At 43.9% G+C, this 21188-nt stretch carries 22 protein-coding genes; 13 read left to right on the top strand and 9 right to left on the bottom strand.

The genetic code is table 11. From position 1 onward, the window contains the following. Positions 1-289: 289 nt before the first annotated feature. The gene (locus J7623_RS22755; protein WP_291924717.1) at positions 290-1291 is read right to left on the bottom strand and encodes a hypothetical protein; all 1002 of its coding nucleotides are present in this window, start codon (positions 1289-1291) and stop codon (positions 290-292) included. A 341-nt stretch (positions 1292-1632) separates the two neighbouring features. On the opposite strand from J7623_RS22755, the gene J7623_RS22750 reads away from it, so the two are divergent. Further along, entirely contained in the window at positions 1633-2283 is a 651-nt protein-coding gene (locus tag J7623_RS22750) for a class I SAM-dependent methyltransferase (protein WP_291924715.1), read from the top strand. A 49-nt stretch (positions 2284-2332) separates the two neighbouring features. On the opposite strand, the gene J7623_RS22745 is transcribed toward J7623_RS22750, so the two are convergent. Further along, positions 2333-3040, bottom strand: a complete 708-nt coding sequence (locus tag J7623_RS22745; protein WP_291924713.1) for a Crp/Fnr family transcriptional regulator — start codon at positions 3038-3040, stop codon at positions 2333-2335. 151 nt (positions 3041-3191) lie between these two features. Here J7623_RS22745 and J7623_RS22740 point away from each other — a divergent pair, with 151 nt between their 5' ends. Beyond that, positions 3192-3809 (top strand): methyltransferase domain-containing protein, encoded by a 618-nt coding sequence (locus J7623_RS22740; RefSeq protein WP_291924711.1) that lies wholly within the window; start codon positions 3192-3194, stop codon positions 3807-3809. A gap of 181 nt (positions 3810-3990) precedes the next feature. Here J7623_RS22740 and J7623_RS22735 read toward each other — a convergent pair whose 3' ends face one another. Continuing rightward, positions 3991-4401, bottom strand: coding sequence for a DUF983 domain-containing protein (locus tag J7623_RS22735; protein ID WP_291924709.1), 411 nt, complete (start codon positions 4399-4401; stop codon positions 3991-3993). A gap of 162 nt (positions 4402-4563) precedes the next feature. Between J7623_RS22735 and J7623_RS22730 the strand changes: the two genes are divergently transcribed. Beyond that, positions 4564-5286 (top strand): Crp/Fnr family transcriptional regulator, encoded by a 723-nt coding sequence (locus J7623_RS22730; protein WP_291924707.1) that lies wholly within the window; start codon positions 4564-4566, stop codon positions 5284-5286. Positions 5287-5408: 122 nt separating this feature from the next. Here J7623_RS22730 and J7623_RS22725 read toward each other — a convergent pair whose 3' ends face one another. The 3 genes from J7623_RS22725 to J7623_RS22715 form a co-directional block, all read right to left on the bottom strand. Then, positions 5409-5915, bottom strand: a complete 507-nt coding sequence (locus J7623_RS22725; protein WP_291924705.1) for a cupin domain-containing protein — start codon at positions 5913-5915, stop codon at positions 5409-5411. 81 nt (positions 5916-5996) lie between these two features. Next, positions 5997-6566, bottom strand: a complete 570-nt coding sequence (locus tag J7623_RS22720; RefSeq protein WP_291924703.1) for a Crp/Fnr family transcriptional regulator — start codon at positions 6564-6566, stop codon at positions 5997-5999. A 52-nt stretch (positions 6567-6618) separates the two neighbouring features. After that, the gene (locus J7623_RS22715) at positions 6619-7677 is read right to left on the bottom strand and encodes a hypothetical protein (RefSeq protein ID WP_291924700.1); all 1059 of its coding nucleotides are present in this window, start codon (positions 7675-7677) and stop codon (positions 6619-6621) included. A 144-nt stretch (positions 7678-7821) separates the two neighbouring features. On the opposite strand from J7623_RS22715, the gene J7623_RS22710 reads away from it, so the two are divergent. From J7623_RS22710 to J7623_RS22700, 3 genes are all read left to right on the top strand, one after another. After that, the gene (locus J7623_RS22710; protein ID WP_291924698.1) at positions 7822-8202 is read left to right on the top strand and encodes a hypothetical protein; all 381 of its coding nucleotides are present in this window, start codon (positions 7822-7824) and stop codon (positions 8200-8202) included. Continuing rightward, on the top strand, positions 8189-8743 hold the full coding sequence (locus J7623_RS22705) for a hypothetical protein (protein WP_291924697.1): 555 nt from the start codon (positions 8189-8191) through the stop codon (positions 8741-8743). The genes J7623_RS22710 and J7623_RS22705 overlap by 14 nt, the downstream gene beginning before the upstream one ends. A gap of 136 nt (positions 8744-8879) precedes the next feature. Then, positions 8880-9542, top strand: coding sequence for a hypothetical protein (locus J7623_RS22700; protein WP_291924695.1), 663 nt, complete (start codon positions 8880-8882; stop codon positions 9540-9542). A 68-nt stretch (positions 9543-9610) separates the two neighbouring features. On the opposite strand, the gene J7623_RS22695 is transcribed toward J7623_RS22700, so the two are convergent. Together J7623_RS22695 and J7623_RS22690 are read right to left on the bottom strand one after the other, a co-directional pair. After that, on the bottom strand, positions 9611-10567 hold the full coding sequence (locus J7623_RS22695; RefSeq protein WP_291924692.1) for a zinc-binding dehydrogenase: 957 nt from the start codon (positions 10565-10567) through the stop codon (positions 9611-9613). 277 nt (positions 10568-10844) lie between these two features. Next, positions 10845-11321: a macro domain-containing protein gene (locus J7623_RS22690; protein ID WP_291924690.1), complete on the bottom strand. Its 477-nt coding sequence runs from the start codon at positions 11319-11321 to the stop codon at positions 10845-10847. Between the two features lie 119 nt (positions 11322-11440). On the opposite strand from J7623_RS22690, the gene J7623_RS22685 reads away from it, so the two are divergent. The 7 genes from J7623_RS22685 to J7623_RS22655 all read left to right on the top strand — a co-directional run bounded on the left by J7623_RS22685 (position 11441) and on the right by J7623_RS22655 (position 19503). Continuing rightward, positions 11441-12220 (top strand): LuxR C-terminal-related transcriptional regulator, encoded by a 780-nt coding sequence (locus J7623_RS22685; RefSeq protein ID WP_291924688.1) that lies wholly within the window; start codon positions 11441-11443, stop codon positions 12218-12220. 336 nt (positions 12221-12556) lie between these two features. Beyond that, on the top strand, positions 12557-14731 hold the full coding sequence (locus tag J7623_RS22680; protein WP_291924686.1) for a hypothetical protein: 2175 nt from the start codon (positions 12557-12559) through the stop codon (positions 14729-14731). 27 nt (positions 14732-14758) lie between these two features. Then, positions 14759-15331 carry a hypothetical protein gene (locus J7623_RS22675; RefSeq protein WP_291924685.1) on the top strand — a complete coding sequence of 191 codons (573 nt, stop codon included), beginning with the start codon at positions 14759-14761 and terminating at the stop codon, positions 15329-15331. Between the two features lie 242 nt (positions 15332-15573). Next, the gene (locus J7623_RS22670; RefSeq protein WP_291924683.1) at positions 15574-17970 is read left to right on the top strand and encodes an ABC transporter permease; all 2397 of its coding nucleotides are present in this window, start codon (positions 15574-15576) and stop codon (positions 17968-17970) included. Positions 17971-18030: 60 nt separating this feature from the next. After that, complete coding sequence (locus J7623_RS22665; protein WP_291924681.1) at positions 18031-18444, top strand: hypothetical protein; 414 nt, start codon at positions 18031-18033, stop codon at positions 18442-18444. Positions 18445-18476: 32 nt separating this feature from the next. Next, entirely contained in the window at positions 18477-18887 is a 411-nt protein-coding gene (locus tag J7623_RS22660; RefSeq protein ID WP_291924679.1) for a DUF3592 domain-containing protein, read from the top strand. 166 nt (positions 18888-19053) lie between these two features. Further along, positions 19054-19503 carry an SRPBCC domain-containing protein gene (locus J7623_RS22655; protein ID WP_291924677.1) on the top strand — a complete coding sequence of 150 codons (450 nt, stop codon included), beginning with the start codon at positions 19054-19056 and terminating at the stop codon, positions 19501-19503. 79 nt (positions 19504-19582) lie between these two features. Here the strand turns inward: J7623_RS22655 and J7623_RS22650 are convergent, their stop codons facing one another. Continuing rightward, a complete protein-coding gene (locus tag J7623_RS22650; protein ID WP_291924675.1) occupies positions 19583-21184 on the bottom strand; it encodes a RagB/SusD family nutrient uptake outer membrane protein in 1602 nt (533 codons plus the stop codon). Positions 21185-21188 lie beyond the last annotated feature (4 nt).

Here is a 21188-nt window from a genome sequence, read left to right as displayed (position 1 = left end):
AGATTGATCTCAACAATTGTAACATGCGCCCGTCGACATTAACTAAAAGTGAAATGCTATTTTGGGGAATACATAAGTAATACAGTTTGGGATGTTACTTTGAATGCTGGTTGTATTTCCGCCTCCACCAGGTGTTCAGGTAGAACCTCACGATAAATATAATATATGGCCGACGAAAATAAAAATTTATTTCATCTTGTTTTTATCGCTGATAACGCCATCTCTTTGCAGGTGTGGTATTAAGGGGGGACACTCCCAAATTACTTTCTGAAGCGTCCCCGGATATTCATTACCTACAGCCACAGGCTGTGTGCAACTGTTGCACAATCGTTTTGGGACGATTGGAAAATACATCCTGTTCCCAATTTTTTAACCCCATTTTGTCGAGGACAAGAAACATGGCCAGTCCTTCTTCCTGCGACCATTGATTTCGTTTACGCCGCATTCCTTCCACCGCTGTAGCATAGGTGAATCCTGCGCCGGACGGATGTTGCAGCCAGTAGAAACCGGAAAATTGTCCTAATCCTTCCATGGTCAGAAAAATATCATCCAGCTGCCGTAAGATCTCTTTGTCGCCTGTGAAATAGCGGTTTTGCCGCTCACGAAGCAGCCGGAGTGCATCGCAGGTCAATTTTTTAGCGGTACGCATATCCGGTTGAAATGCTGCCTGGTAGAACAGGTCCGTTTCGTCTTTCCATATCTTCACATACATACTGTCTTTTGAAAAAAGATGTTGCACGATATCATCTGAAAGTGGGGGATCATGGAAAGGATGTTTTTGCTCGATAGCAGTTACCGTAGCGCCCATTCCCTGTTGTTGGCGGGTATGCGCGAACTCGTGCAGGAATACGGCAGTAATGAGTTTTTCCAGCCCTAGTTCCTTACTCTGTACACCGGCGTTTTTCCAGAAGCCGGGGGTAGCCATTACGAAGAACGGATGGCCTGCTGAATCCGACGCTGCGAATGACATAAGACCCAGCGGAACCGATTGACCATCAGGGATGCGCAAAGTGCCATTGTGCGCGCCGGTATACCATGTCATCGATCTCCCTCCGGGACCGGGTGCCGTGAAATGCTGGTCGGTAGGACCAAGGGGAGCGGTAGTATAATAGGAGGAGTCATCGTACAGGAAAATCGTTGGGATAGTGGGAGATGAGCCGAATTTGTTTTGGCAAACAAAATCCCAGGCCGAGAACCAGGCCGGTACACCATTCATACCCGGTGGAACAGTTTGCGATTCTGCCGCGTTGCAAATCAGCAACAGCAGCAGCATGAAAATCGGGTTGCGCATAAGCATATATTGTGAGGTAAGTGATTGTTGAGGTGAAAGGGACTTAGTAAGAGCTGGTTTCCAAATTTTATTTTGTGGTAAAGGTGTGAAAGATAAGTAAGATTTCAAAATGAAAAACGGATAGAACTGATATGGGATGTAACCTGTTTACGCAAAATTATTTACCTCACTCCAGCTCACAACGTAGGGGCTTCTCTTACGGATGGCTACAGAAAGCAGCAATGAGCGCTACTGCTGTTATGTTAACGCCTGCTAAATAAAAAGTGACTTTTTGCAATTTTTTAATTGAAAAGTATCAACGAAATGAAAGCGGGCTTCTGGTAAATTTGCTTCCTGCAATAATGATTCAATTACAAGTGGGTAAGTTTCTTAAGCGCAAAACAGCCGATAACAGCATGGAGAATATTACGTCTAATACAATGTGGTATGTGAATGATGCGGCATTTGATTGGCTGTATCCGGAAAGAATACAGCAATTGTCCAAACGGCACTGGACGCCCATGGAGGTTGCAAAGAAGTCGGCCAGGTTCCTGGCATCAGGGTCGGGCAGGAGAATTCTTGATATTGGCAGTGGTGTTGGCAAATTTTGTCTTATTGGAGGACATCAGTTTCCGGATGCTACCTTTTATGGTGTAGAGCAACGTAAGGAGTTATATCATTATGCGCAGGCCGCCAAAGCCTTGACAACCGCCCCGAATGTGGAATTTATTTGTGGTAATTTTACGCAGATAGACTTTGCAGACTTTGATCACTTCTATTTTTACAATTCTTTTTTTGAGAACCTGGTCGACGAAGGGCAGATTGACAAGGAAATGGAATACTCTACCAGTTTGTATAATTACTATTCACGTTATATGTTCAAAGGGCTGGAAAGTAAACCGAGTGGCACCAGGTTGGTAACGTTTCACAGCCTGGAAGATGAAATACCACCCAGTTACCAGGTAGTTGATGCAACAGTAGACCTGCTTTTAAAGATGTGGGTAAAGCGGTAATTAAACGGGCAGGGTATCGCAAAGTCCCAGGTTCGTTTAGCCGGTAGCGTTATTTGTAGTTGGCTATTTTAATCAATTTGCTGACGTCGTTTATCATAATTTTCCTGCCTTTTGTTTCCAGGATATTATCTTCTTTAAATTCTGTCAGTACTCTTACAATATTTTCCCTGGCTGTTCCCACCAGGCTGGCTAAATCTTCGCGACTGATATTGATAGCGATAGGCATGCCATCAACATGATTTTCCTTATATTTTTCCCGTATAAGGATCAACTGCAGCGCCAGTCTTTCTCTTACGGTCTTTTGTGCAAACATGGTCACACTATTGGCCAGCACCGCAAATTCATGGCTTAAAGTTTTCAGTAGCCGGTTGTTCAGCAGTGGAGAGTAATCCAGTGCTTTCAGAAAATCTTCTTTGGGAATAAATGCGATAGTGCTTTCTTCCAGCACAGCCGCTGAATCAGGATACCTGTCTTCTGATAACACCGCGTGATATCCAAGGAGTTGCCCGGTATTCGCTAAATAAATGATCTGCTCTTTGCCTTCATTATCGACTTTATATTTCTTTACCTTTCCCTTCGTAATATAAAATATCCCGGATGGATAGGCGCCTTCTCTAAAGAGCATCTCGTTCTTTTTATATATCTGCTCACTCTTATGAGCTACCAGCAGCTCATAAACATCATTCGGTAAGTCAGCAAGGATGGATTCACTTTTGGAATCCCATTTATCTATTGGAAATATACCCTTGATACTCATAGCGCACAAAATTAACATTTTTAAAATTGATAAAATTCACTTTTTCAGGTGATAAAGTTTACCGCGCTGAGATAGAATGATAAATACCTTGCAGCCAGGTCTGGTAGCTATTTACCAGGTTAATTATATATCACAAATTCTGCGATCATTTATGTCACTAACATCGCCATCCAATCCCTTGCGCGGACATTTGGATAAGTGGTTTGAGTCAGATGATAACTTTCATCGTCTTTACCCCCTTTATATACAGGCACTGGCAGGAAAGCACTGGACTCCGCTGAAAGTGGTGCAGAAAGCTGCCGGATTCCTCGCCGCAACGCCCGGCGCTAAAATATTAGACATTGGCAGTGGCGCGGGTAAGTTTTGCATAGGCGGGGCTTATTTCAACCCCGACGCATTTTTTTATGGCATTGAGCAACGCTATGACCTGGTGCGCTATGCCACTATTGCGCAGGAGATGGTAGGGCTTAACAATGTTACTTATATGCTGGGTAACTTACTGGAAGTGGATTTCAGGAAATATGACCATTTTTATTTCTTCAATTCCTTTTATGAAAATCTTCCCGGCACTTATAAAATAGATGATAAGCTTACTTACTCAAGGGCCCTGTACCATCAATATAACAGGTACCTGCATTTCCAGTTGGAAAGAATGCCAGCCGGAACACGGCTCGTTACTTATCATTGCGCCGAAGAAGAGGCACCGCGCGGGTACCAGTTGGTAGATAGCGCTATAGATCACCTGCTGAAGTGCTGGATTAAGTTATAAGCATCATAAAATTAAGGAGTACAGACGTACTCCTTCTTTTTTTCGATGAGATCAGGTATAGCGATATCGTCTGGTACGCTATACCTCGTTGGTCTAACTTTTAAATATGCGACAGGTGTAGGACAATTAAATAAATGGTTGGTTCCCGATGTATGCGCTTGCACATGTTCGATGGCTGGCGTTATATTTTTTCTTTTTTCCTGTTCTCCGCTTCGGGATCATGACCTATATAAAACGTGAGGTATAGTGTCCGGGATAACCGCATCAGCAACGGCATAGAGAGGGTCAGTATGATCCCATTCACAATTAGCCAGTAAAATATGCTGTTATCTCTCCAGGTGATACCAAAAAACAACCAGTACCATCCCAGGTTAAATACGGAGAACATAACCGCCAGTACATAACTCACGTATCCTGTTCCATACCAGAATCCTATTTCAAGTTCTGTCCGTTGATCGCATACGGGGCAGTTATCATGCATGTCCAGTACTTTTTGTAGCCGGTATGGATTGTCATTTTTGAATAGTTTGCCCTTTCTGCAACGGGGGCATTTATTTTCTAAAATGGCACTGATAAAGTTGGATGACTTCATTACAATATTTTCTGCTGTTTACCAGTGATGAAATTAATTCCCGTGCGAGAAATAGTTGATACTTTCATGCCCCAAAGGTACCTTTGGCGGCGTTAGGTTTCATTGATACTTTTCAATTAAAAAACTGCAAAATGTCACTTTTTAAGTCACGAATCGATTGCTATGAGTTTAGCCGGCCTGTTTCCAATTTCTAAATGGAATTTTAAATCACAGTCTATACTCCACAATTTGCCAGCGGATGAGTGTGCGGAGCTTTACCATCATATGCAGGAGCAGCGCTATGGTAAAGGGGAAGTTATATTCCGGGAGGGAGCTGTTGCCGCCGGTATTTTTTTTATAAAGAAGGGAAGAGTTAAAAAGTACCAGGTGGATAAAGAGGGTAGAGAGCAAATTATATATGTTGCCAATACCGGCGAGTTAATCGGGTATCACGCGGTGTTGGCGGATGAGCGTTATCCGGATTCCGCTGCTGCTTTGGAAGAAAGCGTGATCGCCTTTATTCCCAGGGCGGATTTTGAGAAGGTAATGACGCAATCCAGCGTACTGCCGCGTAGATTGCTGAAAGCATTGAGCCATGAATATACCGTACTGGCCAACAGCATTTCTATATTTGCCCAGCGTTCTGTTAAAGAGCGGCTGGCTATTACATTAATTGTTTTACGGGAGAAGTTTAAGGAAGAAGCGGTCGTTGGAGAAGATATTATGATCACTGTTTCCCGGAGTGATTTGGCCAATATGGTTGGTACGGGGAAGGAAAATATTGTTAGATTTTTAACGGCGTTTAAAGCCGCCGGTATTTTAACATCAGACAATGGAATGATTTGTATTAAAGATGTGAAGGAGCTTGTCAGGATATCGGGTTGTGGGATAGGGACGCATGTTTGATGACGAAATTTGGTCATTCCATGACCACTCGTGTTTTTGACCGCTTCCATAAAAAGAGCACAAGTATTTTCAGTATAGCAGCGTGATACCATTCGCAGGAAGGTATCACGCTGCTGTTTTTATTATTGCTGCGGTAGCATATTATTAGTATCCACCGGAAAAGTATCGTACTTGTTGTACAGCTTCAGGAATTTAGCCGGGTTAACAGGTTGCTCGCTGAGGATATCTACCAGCCCACGGAAGAAGCCTTCTCTTTTCTCTGCCGGGTTAAAAAGCAATGTGAGTACTACGGGTTCATCTGTATCATTGGCAAAACCATGCGGGGTAAAACGTGGTACATATGCCACAGATCCGGGTTCCAGGTGATGGGTATCTTCGCCGGCGTATACAGTGAGTACGCCTTTGTTCACCATAAATGTTTCATCCATAAACCGGTGGTAATGCAGTTTGGCGCCGACAGTGCGGGGCGGTAATGTGATTTCATATACGCCCAGCTGGCTGTTGGACATTTCGCTGGTCACTTTAAATACGAAGGAGGCGCCCGCCACTTCCAGGCGTTCTCCTTTGCCAGGATGATGTATGGTGGCTTTATTGTCGAGTTGGTCTTCCAGGTAATCTATCTTTTTCATAAATGCGTTGTTTTTATGAAGACAAATTTCCGGCGCGCCAACCCGAAAAACATTTACATATGTTGAGACTTTCAAAAAAAGTTATCGTTCCGCACGGATACGACTAAGCTGCGTAGGTGTAATGCCAAGATAGGAGGCTATTTCGTGCTGTTTCAGGCGGGGTTCCAGCGTAGGGAATTGTTCCAGGAAAGCAGTGTACCGGCTTTTCGCCGTATCATAGCGCAGTGATATTTCCTGTGGTTCTTTTTCCAGCACCCAATGTATTTCCAGGTAACGGATATATAATGCCGCGAGGTCAGGATAAATGGTGATCAGCTTTTTAAACTCATCGAACTGGTATTCCAGCACCGTGGTATTTTCCAACGCCCGGATGGTAAACTGGCTGGGGCTTTTAGTGAGCATCGCACTCACCGATGCGGCCAGAAATGTTTCCGGGAAAAAGCGTTTGATGACCACATCTCCGTTAGGTGCGGTATAATACTGTGAGAATAGTCCTTTTACAACAAAGGCCACCTGTCGTGGTACCTGGCCTTCCGCTACTAATGTTTCATGTCGTTTGTAAGTGCGGCTTTTAATGATATTTTCCCATGCCTGCCGGGTTTCGGCCGATAACGGATGATATTTGGATACTTTTTCCCAGAAGTTGTTCATAGGTGTAAATGTAAGAACAACTTCCGGGAAAGGATCAGGCGGAGCTTTATTATCATACAGGCAGGTCATAGCTGCGCAACTGACCTTCGCCGGTAGTTAGCAACAGTTTATTATGTACCAGCATAACGTTGATAATATTACTGCTGTAATCAAAGATATAATCCGGGTTGGTGGTAGGGTTACCATCCAGGTCATATGCTTTGAATTCAATGCCTTCAGGCATTATCTCTGCTTTACAACGCAGGTCTTTCCTGTCGAGCAGCAGCAATCTTCCAAACTGGGAAACGACCAGGATATGCTGATCATCTACAAAAAATACGGTGTAGTTGATATTGTCCGGTTCAGCGGCAGGAAAGTCTTTACTGCCATCAAAAATAGTTACCTGGTCCTGCTCCGCAATTTTAGCGATTTCAGGGAAAGCATAAATTTCCAGTGGCCCGTCATCGTGTGGGGCTGTCACAAATTCTTTCCCGGAGGGGGCAAAGTTGCCCATGATTACATTCTCGCACTGGGGCAGCTCAGAGAGGGTGATAACGCCATTGTTCAGCTGTAGTTGCAACTGAATAGTATCTTCCTGTCCGGCTGCGGCTTCCAGCAGCAGGATGTCATTATCCGGCGTAGCATGAAACGCGTAGGTGTATTGCTGGCTTTCCAGCAGTGGGGAAGAAGCGATTACCTGAAAAGTAGCAACGTCCATTACCTGTACCTCATCGGTACCATCTTCGTCACCTGGTAATACATACCACATGTGTTTATTGTCCTTGCTGAAATAGCAGGCAGCGCCCAGGAACCAGCCCCAGGAGCCGTGTTCTATTGTATGTACGAGGGTGGTTCCTTCTGCGTCCAGAATACGTATATCCGTCATGCCTGCAATGGCCATCAGGAGGCCATCTGAGGAGGCCGACAGCTTGCTGCTTACATAATTGGTATGTTTTCCCTGGATAATTTTCTCCCAAACAATTTCCAGATTAGCATTGAGCTTTGTGATCAGCGGTTGACTGGCAAAGTTCATCAGGATCTCTCCATTTGGCAATGGTACTACATTTACCGGGTTAGCGGTGAATGTTAACTGGTGCTTTAAAGGCAGGTTTATATGCGGAAATCGACTCATGTATTTTGTTTGTACTGGGCGCAAAGGTAATGCACAAGAACATTTCTGACAATTTGTATCTTTTTCAGTAGATTGAAGTATGATTATATTTGCTAACATGTATAGGCGTCAAATAATAGTAGCCCCGACATATTAATTCATACTATGAATATTATACTCTTATATTTTATAATACAGTCAGGCGCGGCAACGCAGGATAAATTATATTTTTATACAGCAACTGAATGTTCTATGTGGTATGCGGTAAAAACAGAATGGGGGCTGAATTTGAAGGAGCATGGTACATTTATCCTGAAGTTTACGAAGAAGGACACTCGTTTTCAGAAAGAAACTAAATCAGATTTTTTAGGCACCTGGCAAAATAAAAATGATACAATCATATTAACTGTATCTGCTCCCTTACCGAATGACTGTGGAATAAAAACCGCTAATTATGTTTTGTCTGGAGACAAACTTAAATCGCTGATGATGTATAATCTTTGTTTACCTTCCGTATTAGCACCTATTAAAAATGAACAATACTAATTATATCTCAGAAAAAAGCAGCAAGTTTTTATTGGAGATAATATTTGCAACACAGCATTATTATACGGTCTCAGGTGCGGATCTTACGGACAACTATGTAGATAAGTTATTGGTAGATACCGATGGAAGTTTGCTTCTATGTGCTACGCCATCTGATGTACTATCCTTAATTTCAAAAGAATCTTCTTTTTTCGATAACGAGACATTACAGGAGTGGAGCAGGCAAGTAACCGGTATTAAAACAGCCTACGCTGTAATTGATCTGGATATTTTGTTAAAGGATGCATTTGATCCGGAATCATATGAATCTGTTTATTACACATTAGGCGTCGTGAAAGACTATGCATTGCAACTGAATGATGAAAAGTTATTGGCGATTTTTGAGCGGGATATTTTAAAACAGTTCATAGACGACCTGGCTGATTACTTTACCTGGTCTGAAAATGACTTGTTGAAAATATCAGTGGAGATAAATATCTTGCTTCTCTCCTTAAAGGAAATTTATGAAAGATTAAAGCAGTGTATCCATATTTATCAATAGCGTAATATCGCTTGCCCAAAATAACAAATTGCATCCGGGCTACCCGGATGCAATTATTGGATAATAACCAAAGGTAACCGCTGCTGGGTATATCGGGAGTTGTCCAACCATAGTATAATTTTTTTTATCATTGTGTATGGAAAACACAACCATCACTGTCAGGGACCTTCTCTACAAAATACTTGATTACGGACATCTATGGAACAAGCCGGATCGGATTGACAGTAAGCCTGCACAGGCCAGGCATGAGCAGATACTGGTGCTGGCCGACGCCTTTGGGCTTTCAAAGAAATCCGTCAATCCATTAAAAATGGTGCAACTGATAGTCGCCAGAAAAAAGAATGAAATTAGCAGGATCAATTATTTGAAAAAGTATACTGATTTTGAGTATTTATCTTTAGGAGAATTTATACACGATAAGTCGAAGGAATCATATAAGGAGCTACGGGATAAAGCATTTGCATTTACACTCGGGCGCCACCCGGATATACCTGAAGAGCACCTGAAATATTTTGACGTTAGTGGGTTGTTCCAGGACATGTTCCGGTATAGACAAGAGATATACAACGCAACAGAATATCCCTCAGCTATGCTGGAGGGGTATTCTGTTGCGTTGAGCTACGGCTGGTCTTTACAACATAAATTAAATTCAGTCATTAAAGATAATATATCCGAAATAGATGATATCCTCTGTACTATCCTGGATCCGGAGAACAGGTTTTTTGACAAGGAGTTGATTAAGTACCCGGATATGGATATAGATAGTATTGACCGGGAGTGGGAAATAGATAACTTTTGATGTATATTGAATTTTATGCAAATCATTTTGGATGATAGCATTGAGTTAACATCCAATAGTTAATTGGTTCAATCCTTCTCCACATGCAGCACAATTTTACCATCCACTCGTTGCTGCATTAATTTGTCCACGGCTTTGGATATATCCTTCCAGGGTAACTCACTGTCAATGGGAGTTCGTAGTTGCCCTGTTGCCACCATGTTAGCCAAACGCTCCAGCAATGCGGTGCTGGGGTACAATGGTTCCCTTCCCAGCCATATGCAGCGTATACGATGCAGCGGCCATTCGGCGGAGCGTACATGGATGCCCGTAGTTTCGCGGGCAGAATTACCAAAGTTGACACAGAGGCCGTCACGAACAAGGGCGGTAAGCGCCGTAGCCAATGTTTCACCGCCTACAGAATCCCAGATCACATCGTAGGATCCTGCTGCCCGGGCCGTGGCCATGTCCTTAAAAACAGTGGCGGTAGTAATGCCATCCTTTTCCAGTTGATGTGAAAGTTCCACGCGGCGGCTCACGGCAGATACGCTGGCACCCGCAATAGCAGCCAACTGACAGGCAAAACGCCCTACGCCACCAGCAGCCCCGGTAATCAGCACACGTTTGCCGCGGATATCACCGCTTGCTTGCAGGCAATCCAATGCAGTAAGTCCTGCTATCGGCAAACTTGCTGCCTGTACAATGGTAAGCGTCTCCGGAATTTCTGCCATCAGGCCGCCGGGTGCCACCAGGTACTCTGCCCAGGATCCCTCTGGTATATAACCAAATACGCGGGCGCCTTCTTTAGGTGTGCTGCCATCTCCGGCTGCTTTTACCACAACGCCGGCAAAATCCCATCCTGGTGTGTACCTGGTGGTTGCTGCAAGCGCAGTGCGGGTTTCGCCCTGGTTGAGGGTAAAGGCCTTTACTTTTATCAATGCCTGATGCGGTGCAGGTACAGGAATGGCTGTGTGGCGAAAAGATAAGCCCGGAGCGATATCGGGTGTTGTGAAAATGGCTTCCATTAATGGTGGATTATTTTCCATAGCGCTTTTTTTGCCCAAAGCTACAGACCGCGCATCCCGGAATTGTTGATCTGTATCAATAAAATATTCCTACTTATTAGTACTCCTTAACCGGCTTAATGTTTCTTTGGTGATGCCAGGATAGTTGGCAATGATATGATGTGTTAAAGGGTTAAAAGGAGCCGAATCCCTGGTAATGAGATCGGGAGCGCGCAGGCACAAAGACATCAGTGGTTATATAGATCCGGGGGATTGGCAGGAGCAGGTTGCACGCAATTATTGTATTAGCCTTTCCTGGTTAAAAATCATAAACATAAACCTCAGACCGGTTACTCATTTCAGCTGTAATGATAGGGGCTATTTTATCCCAGGTTCCGCCGGCAAGCCCGCATCCAATCCTTGGCATATGAATAGTAGCATTTATTTCAATGGCAAATGCCGCCACTTTCTGAAGGCCCGCTCTTACTGCATCATAGCGTATTGGTGGATTACCTTGCTCATCTTTAATGATTTTATGTTGGCCAATGATATTAGCGATCCAAATATCCGGTTCCACCTGCACAAATTGAGTTTGCCCTAATGCAAAATTTTGCTGCGACTTAAACCATGCTTTGTATTCTTTTTCCGGAGTAGTCCATCTTTTGGAAACTGCTAACACAAATCCTTTACCCCATCTGCCAATGTCATTGCAGATATGGGCAATGATTTTATTTCCATTGATAGCCGGTCTGGTGGCATCTCCCTTCAGATATATAATGCTATTATCGTTCATCATATTTTTTTTCGTTTGAACAAAGAAACATGTTTTTCCGTATATAAGTAGAAGGGAAATTGTTTATTTTGCAATCGTACCTACACCTGTAAATATTAGTTCGTAGCTCCTAAATCAACCAAATGTCGAAAGATCAATCCGAGTACTATCTCACTGCAAGAAAATTCTGGAAAACTGTTACTGATAGTGATGGCAGCGCCTCCAGTTCCCCGCTGCAACTCCAGTTGGAAGCACATAAAAAGTTATTTAACGTATTCCAGGCAGGCAATTATTATTACATCATCTTCAATATGTACAAAAGTGAACTGGATTTTGTAGATCCAAATGTCGCCCAGGTACTAGGTTATCAGCCGGAGGAATTAACGATTGCTTTTTTCATGGATAAAATCCACCCGGAAGACAAACCTTACTTTCTCAACTTCGAATACCATGTTGTTGAGTTCTTCAAAGCGCTCCCGTACGAAAAAGTCAGCAAATACAAAGTGCAATACGATATGCGGCTGAAAACAAAAGACAACCGCTATGTACGTGTGCTGCACCAGGCCGTTCAGATCGATTATGATGAAAAAAACTATTACCGTACGCTTAGCCTCCATACCGACATCACACATATTAAGCAGGAAGGCGCTCCCTGCTTTTCATTGATTGGATTGGAAAATGAACCGTCTTATTACAACATCCAGGATGCCAATGTGATCACACAGGCCGTGGATCCGTTTACCAAAAGGGAGCGTGAAATCCTGAAAGGTATCGTTGAAGGAAAAAGCAGCAAGGAAATTGCCGATGATCTTTTTATCAGTCTTCATACGGTAAATACTCACCGTAAAAATATGCTGGCCAAAGCAGACGTTAAAACACCTGTGGAATTAGTAAGAATGGCGATCCAGGAAGCCTGGGTATAATTTTTTGCATAAGTCCGTTATCGAAAATACCTAGTACTAGCGATATGCCTGTGCTGCCTTTCTGCATACATTTGTGGCGGAGCACGTTCAGTGAAATAGTCAGGAAATACCGAATATTTACCCCGGTTTTCACCTGTTAAATGCAGCACAGAGATTGTCTATTCCGTACCAAAATTAAAGCAATGAAATTATCGTAACCAATCCTTTAACCGCAGAAATGTGCCCTGCTAAGTAATCAACTTCCACTCCGGCGGGCGTATAAAAAAATTACGGCTTTACTTGCCGGGAAGACTTTGCAGCTTCCCCCAGGCGCTTATTTTCCCTAAATTCTGACAAATGATACGTTTTTTAATTACCACAGCACTGCTTGTCATCGCTACCATGGATGGCTGGGCCCAGTTGAGTGTTTATATCTGTGATGAAACTGAACAAGTCGGTTGGTCAACCGGGTTGGATAATCTGAACGGATCCAGGGATAGCAAAGCATACCTGGATTGTAAGAACAAAGGCGGTAAATTTCCGGTGCTACGAGCTTCCCACAATGGTCCGGGATGTTATGCCATTGTTACAGGAAGGACCGAGAAAGGTGTATTTGCCTACGGCATCGCTGCCGGTTATCCCAATACGGAGCAAGCCATTGATGCTGCCAGGACTGAGGCAACACTCAGAGGAGCTTTGACAAAAAGCTTATCCAATATCGCTTCAGGGTGTGACTGGTCACCACCACCTAAGCAGGTTGTAAAAAAGGTGCCGGTATGGAGCGAATGGACGTCGGAGATTTGTTCTTATCTCGAATACAGGACTAAGGTACAGGAACTATACGACTGGAATTACCAGGTACATGTATACGTGGAGGTGCGTTCAAAATTCCGGATACCGGTAGCATATGTTTTTCAACTGGTGGATGAAGACGGGAAAGTTCAGTTCGGCGATCTGCGTCAGAATAACCCCGGGGAAAAGATTGAGTTTGTGCACAAAATGAGTAAGAATAATATTAAGCGGGTACGGATCACTGAACTCCGGAATGCGAATACCAACAAACCTGTTAACTGCGATGACGCCGACGGAGGTAAAAAGCCGCTAAGAGCGGGCGAATACGGGAACCTGCAGGAGGCACTCCAGGAATATAATAAGCTGTTGGGGCAGATGCCGGAAGGCATTACTAAAACCCGTAATTACGAATACACGACGAAGATATTGAACAGTAAAGAAACGGAGGAATTTAAGCTGCAAACTGTCAACGCCGCTGTCGCTGAATTCAGGGGCATCCTGGATCATTTGCCGGCAAAAGCAGCTACTTCTCAAAATCAACAAGATCTTTCCGGGGATATCAACGAGTTGTCCCGGAAAGAAATCAGCCTGATCAACGATATCAGGGCAGTGGAGCCGAATGCAAGTCTGAAGGCCTGGGATGGAAATCCTGGAGACGCTCCCGCCTTCACGTTGCAGAAGAAAAAAGAAAATGTGGCCTATCTCGAAAATTACCTGGGCAAAGTCAACGCCAAAGCAACAGAAGAGAAAGCAGTAAAAGAACGGGAGAAAAGCGCCTTCAACTCACTGATGCAAAAAGGAGATGAGGCCATGAAGAATAAATATTATGCCCAGGCCATGAACACCTACCAGGCGGCCATGAATGGTACCAGTGATGTAAATGATAAAGCGGCCGCACAGCAAAAGTATAATATGGCCATGGAAGCTAAGAAATCAGCCGACAGGGAAGTACGTGTAGCCGACGCCGTAGACCGGGATAAAAAAGAAGACGCGTTGTATACCACTGCAGCGGTATCTGCGGCAGGGTTCATGGCGTTGTTGAAAGATGGTTATAGTAGCAGGGGCTTTGCGGCCAAGTTTTTACTGGGACTCGGCTACGATCATTCCCCCATATTAAGCAATGGGAATGGTAAGTCGTACATAGAAGAACGCAATCTGGTAACGATCAACACCGGGTTTACTATCGGCATTCTCAACAATCGCCCGATATCATTCTACCTGAAACCACAGTTAAACATGGCGATGAGTGCTTTCGCTTCCGGCATCAGCGGCGGTTATGCCAGCTACGGTGGAACGGGTGTACTGCAATTGGCCTGGAAGAAACACTCGAAGTTCAACGTGTTTGCAGAAGGAGGGTGGTTCAAAAATAGCGGCACCTTTAAATATGATGCAGATGCCCGCAATAATACCGCCACCGATGATGTGCGGGAAGGTAATATGTCGTTTACCCGGCTGGTATACGGCGGAGGACTCATGCTGCGGTGGATTGGCAAGTCGAATGGCAAAGAAACTTATCTCAGGCCCGGTGTATTTTATGATAAGCCTTCTTTCTTCACTGATGCGGTGAAGCCGGTATTGACCATGAACTTCCAGGTGTACATTTACAGTGCTATACTGCTGGATATGTCGTATACCCCTAAAACATATATTGCCGGCGACCTGCTGCATCCATCAACGCTGGAAAGAAAAAATGTAGATGCTTACAGTATTAAGATCATTCGCCAGGGCCGGTTATATTAAATGCATTCATCCAATAAATCTGTCGTTATGAAGAAGTATATCACCATCCTTTATGTGGTATTACTGGCATCCTGCGCTAAGGAATCACCCATTGAGGGATTGATGGCCACCAATCCTGCTGTGGCTACCGTTCATGCCGAGATCCCGTCAGGCAGCAATAAAACGATTGCTGTTACGGTGAATGGTGAAACGTTAAACCTCGATGTTACCAATACCAATACCACTGCAAATGGTATCGAAACGCGGCATTGTACAGTTACGATGCAAACCAATACCGGTATTTTTCCCATAGGCGCCAATTCAGCCTATCTTCGCACAATGAGCGCCGGAACGGAAATATCTGCATCAGTGTTTGAGCATCCTTCCTACAGCGGCACCTTGTTTTGGGCTACCCGTGGCGTGAATACCAATACCTACAGCTATCTGAATACAAATGGTATTCACTTTGGCGATAGCTATTATGTGCCATTGAAAATAAAACCCACTGGTAATCCGGATGCACCTATTTATGCCTACGTACAATTTACTGTTGTCGCGGAAAAAGTAGTGCTGGATAAAGTCGTGTATCGTGTCATGGGGAGTTTGTCGGTAGGCGAATAGTTAACAATGCTTCGCCGTTTTTACACAGGGGCAGGTCGGTAACGACTTGCCCTTTTTTATGAAAAATGTTCCCCTTATTTTCCTGCATCCGGATGTTTATATGCGAACAATTACTGTATCAAAAACGCACATTTGCAAATTATGTATATTTATATATAATTGATTTTTAGTAGAATAATTAAGTGGCATTTTTATTGGCACCTTGCCCGTCATTCTTGCTCAACTTTAATATTTCATCTTTTATGTTGAAAAACTATTTGAAAACCGCGTGGCAAAATTTGCGTAACAATAAAGCCTATGTTGTTATTAACAGTATTGGATTAGCCGTAGGCATTGCCGCCTGCCTCCTTATCTTTTTACTCCTTCAGTATGAAACAAGCTTTGATAATTTTCATCATAACCCGGAGCGCATTTATAGAGTGGTGTCGGCTGTGAAAACACCACAGGGAATGAACTATTCGAAAGCCAGTGCTTTTCCGGTGGCTGATGCGTTGCGGCTCGACTATCCACAACTGGAACACGTGGCCCGCATATTCGCGAGAGATAATAAGTTGATCACTTTACCGGATGATAAAGGAAATGCGCCGCAAAAGAAGTTTAAGGAGAATGTATTCTTTGCAGAGCCTGAATTTTTCGACATCTTCAATTTCCCTTTTGTAGAAGGAAATCCCAAAACGGCACTGTCGGAACCCAACACCGCGGTACTTACGCAGGCAACCGCGAATAGATATTTTGGAGACTGGCATACAGCGGTAGGTAAATTTATTCAGCAGGAGGGACAACTTTGCAGGGTAACCGGTATACTGAAAGATATTCCTGCTAATACTGACTTCCCGCTACAGGTAGTATTTTCTTTTAAAACCGCCAGCCAGGAAGATATGTTAACAGATTGGGCCGGCCTCGACGGATCATTAAATACCTTCCTGGTTCTGCCTGAAAATATTGCTGCCGCTCAATTCAACAACGACCTTCGCACTTTTGTAAAGAAACATACCCCTGTTGAATATGCCAACCAGGGTTACCTGTTACAGCCATTGAGTGGCATACACTATGAAGGAGAATTTGGGACTTACAACCGTGGTACGTTCAGCAAAGAACTGATCACCGCGTTAAGTTTAATCGGCCTGTTTCTGTTGCTGGTGGCGTGTATAAACTTTATTAACCTGGCAACGGCACAATCAGTGAGCCGTTCAAAAGAAGTAGGCATCAGGAAAGTGCTGGGCAGCAGTAAGCAACAATTAGTGCTGCAGTTTCTCAGCGAAACGTTGCTCATTACCATTGGTTCCGTTGTGCTGGCAGTTTTGCTGGCATTCGTTGCATTACCTTTTTTGAATAATCTATTACAAACACCACTGAAAATACAACCTGGTTTTTCCCTTGTCATATTTTTATGCAGCGTGTTGATAGTGGTTACTTTACTATCCGGCCTATACCCGGCCATGGTATTATCTGGCTTTAATCCTATCACTGCATTGAAAAGTAAGTTTACCAGCAATAAAGTAGGTGGTGTGGCGGTAAGGAAAGTGTTGGTTATTTTTCAGTTTGCTACCGCGCAGGCGCTAATCATGGGAACATTAGTGGTCGTAAGCCAGATGGACTTTTTCCATCATGCACCGATGGGTTTCGACAAAGAGGCTATCATTACTGTACCCATGGCTAATGATGGATCTTCCAAAACTAAAATGGATGCGTTGAAACAGGAACTGCTACAACAGGCCGGCATAGAAAGTGTAAGTTTAAGCGCATTTAGTCCAATAGATAAGGCGGGATGGGACAGTGATTTTAAATTCGAAAATGCTACAAAAAAATCAGGCTTCAGAACCGAGTTTAAATGGGCAGATGCAGATTACTTTAAAACCTATCATATCCGGTTCATGGGCGGAGCGCCCTATAGCCCGGCAGATTCCGTAAATGGATTTGTGATAAATGAACTGATGATGAAAAAATTAGGGTTTAGTCATCCTGAGGATATCATCGGTAAAAGAATAACTTTCTTCGATGGCGATATGGTGGCGCCTATTGTGGGAGTTGTGAAGAATTTTAATGGCAATTCGTTGAAAACGGAAATGACGCCTATCGTGCTGGGTTCTTTCAAAACGGTATACCGGATGCTCAATATAAAAATACAGCCACAACGCACCAAAGAAGCCTTAGCCAGCGTTGAGCGGATTTGGAATAAAGCGTATCCTGGTTTTATTTTCGAGTACGAATTTATGGATGACAAAATCGCCAGCTTTTACGAACAGGAAAATCAGCTCTCCCAATTGTATAAAGTATTTGCAGGCATTGCGATATTTATTTCCTGTCTTGGTTTGTATGGCTTTGTTACGTTTATGGTGATACGACGCACCAAAGAAGTGGGAGTAAGAAAAGTATTGGGTGCATCCGTAGCGAATATCGTTTATTTGATCTCTAAAGAATTTACGGTACTTATCGGCATAGCATTTTTAATTGCGGCCCCGCTGGCGTATTACTTCATGCATCAATGGTTACAGCAGTTTGCATACCGGATACATATTGGTGTAGGATTGTTCCTGTCTACTATTCTGATGGCAGAGTTGATTGCATGGCTGACGGTTGGTTACCGGGCAGTAAAAGCAGCGGTAGCAAATCCGGTGAAGAGTTTGAAGATGGAATGAGATATTGTATTATCTTGTATTGGATTTACCCATTATCAAATTAATGAGGGTATTTAGCCTATGTGGTACAAGCTATATTTGTTAACTGGTCTCATTTTATTGGCGATATCATTAACCCTGTTGAAGCAGTCCATTGATTACATCGGTAGAAGTGAAAGAGCCATTGGCACCGTTGTCTCAATGGAATTGAGTGACGGCGCCTATTCACCGGTTTTTGAAATAAAGGTAAAAAAACATCCCCCGGTTGTTTATGAACTTCCTGCTTCCAGTAACCCACCGTCCTGGCATATAGGAGAGCAGGCCACCTTTTTGTATGATACTGAAAAGCCGGATGAAGTCCGGATGATGAGTTATTTCTGGATCTTCAGCTGGACGATTGTCCTGATGGCAATCGCCATTCCTTTATTGATTATTGGCGGAGGATATTTTTTTCTCCAGCCACGAATAGAGAAAGTTAATGAATCCTATTTCTAACGTGGATGACCGCCACCAGAAAATCTAATCAAATGATCGTGTATTCCATTTTTATAATCATTGGCAGCTTGCTGTTGGTTGCAGCCGTAGCGAGTATGAAAAACAGGATGGCCTTTTTAAATAAGGGTGAGCGGGCGGTGGGTACCGTTGTTAATTTGGAAAAGAGAAAAGATGATGAAGGAGAGTTTTATTATCCTGTTTTTGAGGTACGTACCCGTCAGCAGGAAAGAATGGAGTATAAAAGTTCAGGAGGATCTTCGTTCCCATTATGGAAGGTGGGAGATACCAGGAATTTTATATTTATACCTGGAAAGCCCGAAACACTGGTGCATCTTAGCTACTGGAAGCTTTTTGGGTGGTCGTTAATCCTGATGTCGGTAAGCGTAGATCTTTTGATGATTGGTGCCGGCTATTTTCTGTTGAGCGGATATTTTAATGTGTGAGTAAACCTTTTGTTGCCGGATCTCCATTGATATATAGTTAAAGCCAGTAAGTGCCCGTGGTCGTTTGCTGATGATCCGGATTGTCCAATTCACCCCTATATCTTGTCCAACACACCCCCTATAAAAAGTTGTATAAGCCAGTATTTTTGAAAAAAAATAAACAGTTATGGCAAATATCTTACATCGGGTTGGAATTAAAACATCGTCTATTGATGAGGTGTACCGCGCATTGACCACAGAGAAAGGTCTGGCAGGCTGGTGGACTTCCGACACAAAAGGAGAAGGTAACCAGGTGGGCAATACCATTACATTCGGATTTGGTGAGAACGGAAGTATCACTATGAAGGTAAAGAAACTGGAAGCTCCCAACTTCGTGGAATGGGCAGTAATAGAAGGCCCCAAAGAGTGGCTCGTTACTACCATCAGCTTTGAGCTGAAACAGGACGGTGATTATGTTATCGTACTCTTTAGAAACCTGGGCTGGGCAGAACCTGTTGAATTTATACATCACTGCAGTACTAAATGGGCCGTGTTCCTGATGAGCCTGAAGTCATTGATAGAAACAGGAAAAGGACAGCCTTCTCCTGACGATGTCAAAATAGACAACTGGAATTAATATCAGCAGTAGATAACATTAATGGAAAGCCCGCGTTGAACGCGGGCTTTTGTGGTTCATGCTGTTGTTGCAGAACGAATTAGTTCCATCCATTTTTAATGTCTTTCGCAACGTTAGGATTGTAATTCTTCTCAATGTCTGGTATAGGGAGCAACAGGTTTTTATCCTGGAAGGGTTGCGTGCCCGTGCCTGGTTCTGCAGCTTTTTCTGTATTGATGGTTTGCTTGATAATACCCCATCTCAGCAGATCGAAATAACGGCTTTGTTCTCCGCATAATTCCAGTTGCCGTTCGCGCATTAATATTTTCATCGCGTTGTTTTTATCCCCCAACGTAGTATACAGGAGGGCATGGGAGCGGGAACGTACGCTGTCTATCAGTGCCAACGGTGCATTACCGGTGTTGTCTTGCTGGATGTATGCTTCCGCCAGCATCAGCATCACATCTGCTAAACGGATGACCTGTCCGTTAATCGGGCTTTTCGGATCACCATATTTTTCTACGAGGTTGTAATATTCATACTTCTTCCAGCGATAATCACCTTGTGGATCGGTGGCATCAAAGTTATAAGATTTTATACCGGTAGCGCATTGCTGGCAAAATACGGTGTCGCCGCCAGAGGCAGGGGTGCCATAGAAAGTGGACCGGGCACGGGGATCCGTATACGGTAATCCATCCACCGGGCTTGGATAAGTGAACGATTTCACTGCAGCAGTACTGATGTATACGTTTTTCCAGTCGTTAAAGCCGTATTCCATAGCGCGACCGCTATGTGTTTGTTTACCTACCTGTTCTGCGCCGTTACCAAACATATAGTAAGGAGAGCCAACACCCCAATCCGTCCACTGTTGATTCATGACCTGGAAAATACTTTCCGGCGTGTTCTGGTTGGTGGTACTGAAAACATTGTCGAAAGAAGGGTCCAGTTTGTAAGTATAAGGTGCGCCCATCAGCTTTTCAAACGCCGCTTGTGCCTGGGCCCATTTTTTCTGGTACAGGTAAGTTTTTCCGAGGAGGGCAATCACCGCACCTTTGGTAGCACGGCCCAATTCTGCTGCGGAATATACTGTAGGTAATTCTGTGGTAGCTTCTGCTTCTGTCAGGTCTTTTTCAATCTGCTTCCATACATCTGCGGCTGCGCTGCGTGACAGGTAGTTGTTATGAAGCGTGGTTTGATAATCGGTATAGAGTGGCACATCTCCCCATAAAGTAACTAAATGGAGGTATGCATATGCCCGGAGAAACTTCACTTCCGCCAGGTATTGATTCAGTTTTGCACGATCTGCGGTGGCAGTAGGATTCCAGGCGGCTGCGCGATCAATTACCAGGTTGCACCTGAAAATCATCCGGTAAAGGGAGCCCCATAAGCTGCCCAGGTCCGAGTTGTTGGTACCGAAGGTATAATCTCCCAGTTCCTGTTCGGGGCCCAGTAAAAAGCTGGCGCGTTTGGCTTCATGACCCATGAGGTCAAAAATGAAATAGTACTCTCTGGCCCACAGTCCAGGATGTAGCAGGGTTGCATAACTGGCAACGGTAGCCTGGTTCAGCGCGGCAATGTTGGTGAAATAGGTATCGTATGCGTAGGCGCTCTGATCTACCAGGTCAAGACGTGATTTCTTACATCCTGTGGAAATGGCCATCAGACCGGTTATTAGTAATAGTTGACGTATATGCTTCTTCATAAAA

It is taken from the genome of Chitinophaga sp. (assembly GCF_017745275.1).
Taxonomy (GTDB): domain Bacteria; phylum Bacteroidota; class Bacteroidia; order Chitinophagales; family Chitinophagaceae; genus Chitinophaga.
The sequence above is the reverse complement of the archived record's forward strand: the minus strand, read 5'-3'. Positions and strand labels throughout refer to the sequence as shown.

Excerpts from the sequence above, each read along its gene's own strand:
- J7623_RS22705 (WP_291924697.1), top strand. The coding sequence starts at position 8,189 with ATGAACAATACTAATTATATCTCAGAAAAAAGCAGCAAGTTTTTATTG.
- J7623_RS22755 (WP_291924717.1), bottom strand. The coding sequence starts at position 1,291 with ATGCGCAACCCGATTTTCATGCTGCTGCTGTTGCTGATTTGCAACGCG.
- J7623_RS22650 (WP_291924675.1), bottom strand. The coding sequence starts at position 21,184 with ATGAAGAAGCATATACGTCAACTATTACTAATAACCGGTCTGATGGCC.
- J7623_RS22740 (WP_291924711.1), top strand. The coding sequence starts at position 3,192 with ATGTCACTAACATCGCCATCCAATCCCTTGCGCGGACATTTGGATAAG.
- J7623_RS22685 (WP_291924688.1), top strand. The coding sequence starts at position 11,441 with ATGTCGAAAGATCAATCCGAGTACTATCTCACTGCAAGAAAATTCTGG.
- J7623_RS22710 (WP_291924698.1), top strand. The coding sequence starts at position 7,822 with ATGAATATTATACTCTTATATTTTATAATACAGTCAGGCGCGGCAACG.
- J7623_RS22750 (WP_291924715.1), top strand. The coding sequence starts at position 1,633 with ATGATTCAATTACAAGTGGGTAAGTTTCTTAAGCGCAAAACAGCCGAT.
- J7623_RS22715 (WP_291924700.1), bottom strand. The coding sequence starts at position 7,677 with ATGAGTCGATTTCCGCATATAAACCTGCCTTTAAAGCACCAGTTAACA.
- J7623_RS22730 (WP_291924707.1), top strand. The coding sequence starts at position 4,564 with ATGAGTTTAGCCGGCCTGTTTCCAATTTCTAAATGGAATTTTAAATCA.
- J7623_RS22665 (WP_291924681.1), top strand. The coding sequence starts at position 18,031 with ATGTGGTACAAGCTATATTTGTTAACTGGTCTCATTTTATTGGCGATA.
- J7623_RS22680 (WP_291924686.1), top strand. The coding sequence starts at position 12,557 with ATGATACGTTTTTTAATTACCACAGCACTGCTTGTCATCGCTACCATG.
- J7623_RS22700 (WP_291924695.1), top strand. The coding sequence starts at position 8,880 with ATGGAAAACACAACCATCACTGTCAGGGACCTTCTCTACAAAATACTT.
- J7623_RS22660 (WP_291924679.1), top strand. The coding sequence starts at position 18,477 with ATGATCGTGTATTCCATTTTTATAATCATTGGCAGCTTGCTGTTGGTT.
- J7623_RS22695 (WP_291924692.1), bottom strand. The coding sequence starts at position 10,567 with ATGGAAAATAATCCACCATTAATGGAAGCCATTTTCACAACACCCGAT.
- J7623_RS22655 (WP_291924677.1), top strand. The coding sequence starts at position 19,054 with ATGGCAAATATCTTACATCGGGTTGGAATTAAAACATCGTCTATTGAT.
- J7623_RS22725 (WP_291924705.1), bottom strand. The coding sequence starts at position 5,915 with ATGAAAAAGATAGATTACCTGGAAGACCAACTCGACAATAAAGCCACC.
- J7623_RS22745 (WP_291924713.1), bottom strand. The coding sequence starts at position 3,040 with ATGAGTATCAAGGGTATATTTCCAATAGATAAATGGGATTCCAAAAGT.
- J7623_RS22690 (WP_291924690.1), bottom strand. The coding sequence starts at position 11,321 with ATGATGAACGATAATAGCATTATATATCTGAAGGGAGATGCCACCAGA.
- J7623_RS22720 (WP_291924703.1), bottom strand. The coding sequence starts at position 6,566 with ATGAACAACTTCTGGGAAAAAGTATCCAAATATCATCCGTTATCGGCC.
- J7623_RS22675 (WP_291924685.1), top strand. The coding sequence starts at position 14,759 with ATGAAGAAGTATATCACCATCCTTTATGTGGTATTACTGGCATCCTGC.
- J7623_RS22670 (WP_291924683.1), top strand. The coding sequence starts at position 15,574 with ATGTTGAAAAACTATTTGAAAACCGCGTGGCAAAATTTGCGTAACAAT.
- J7623_RS22735 (WP_291924709.1), bottom strand. The coding sequence starts at position 4,401 with ATGAAGTCATCCAACTTTATCAGTGCCATTTTAGAAAATAAATGCCCC.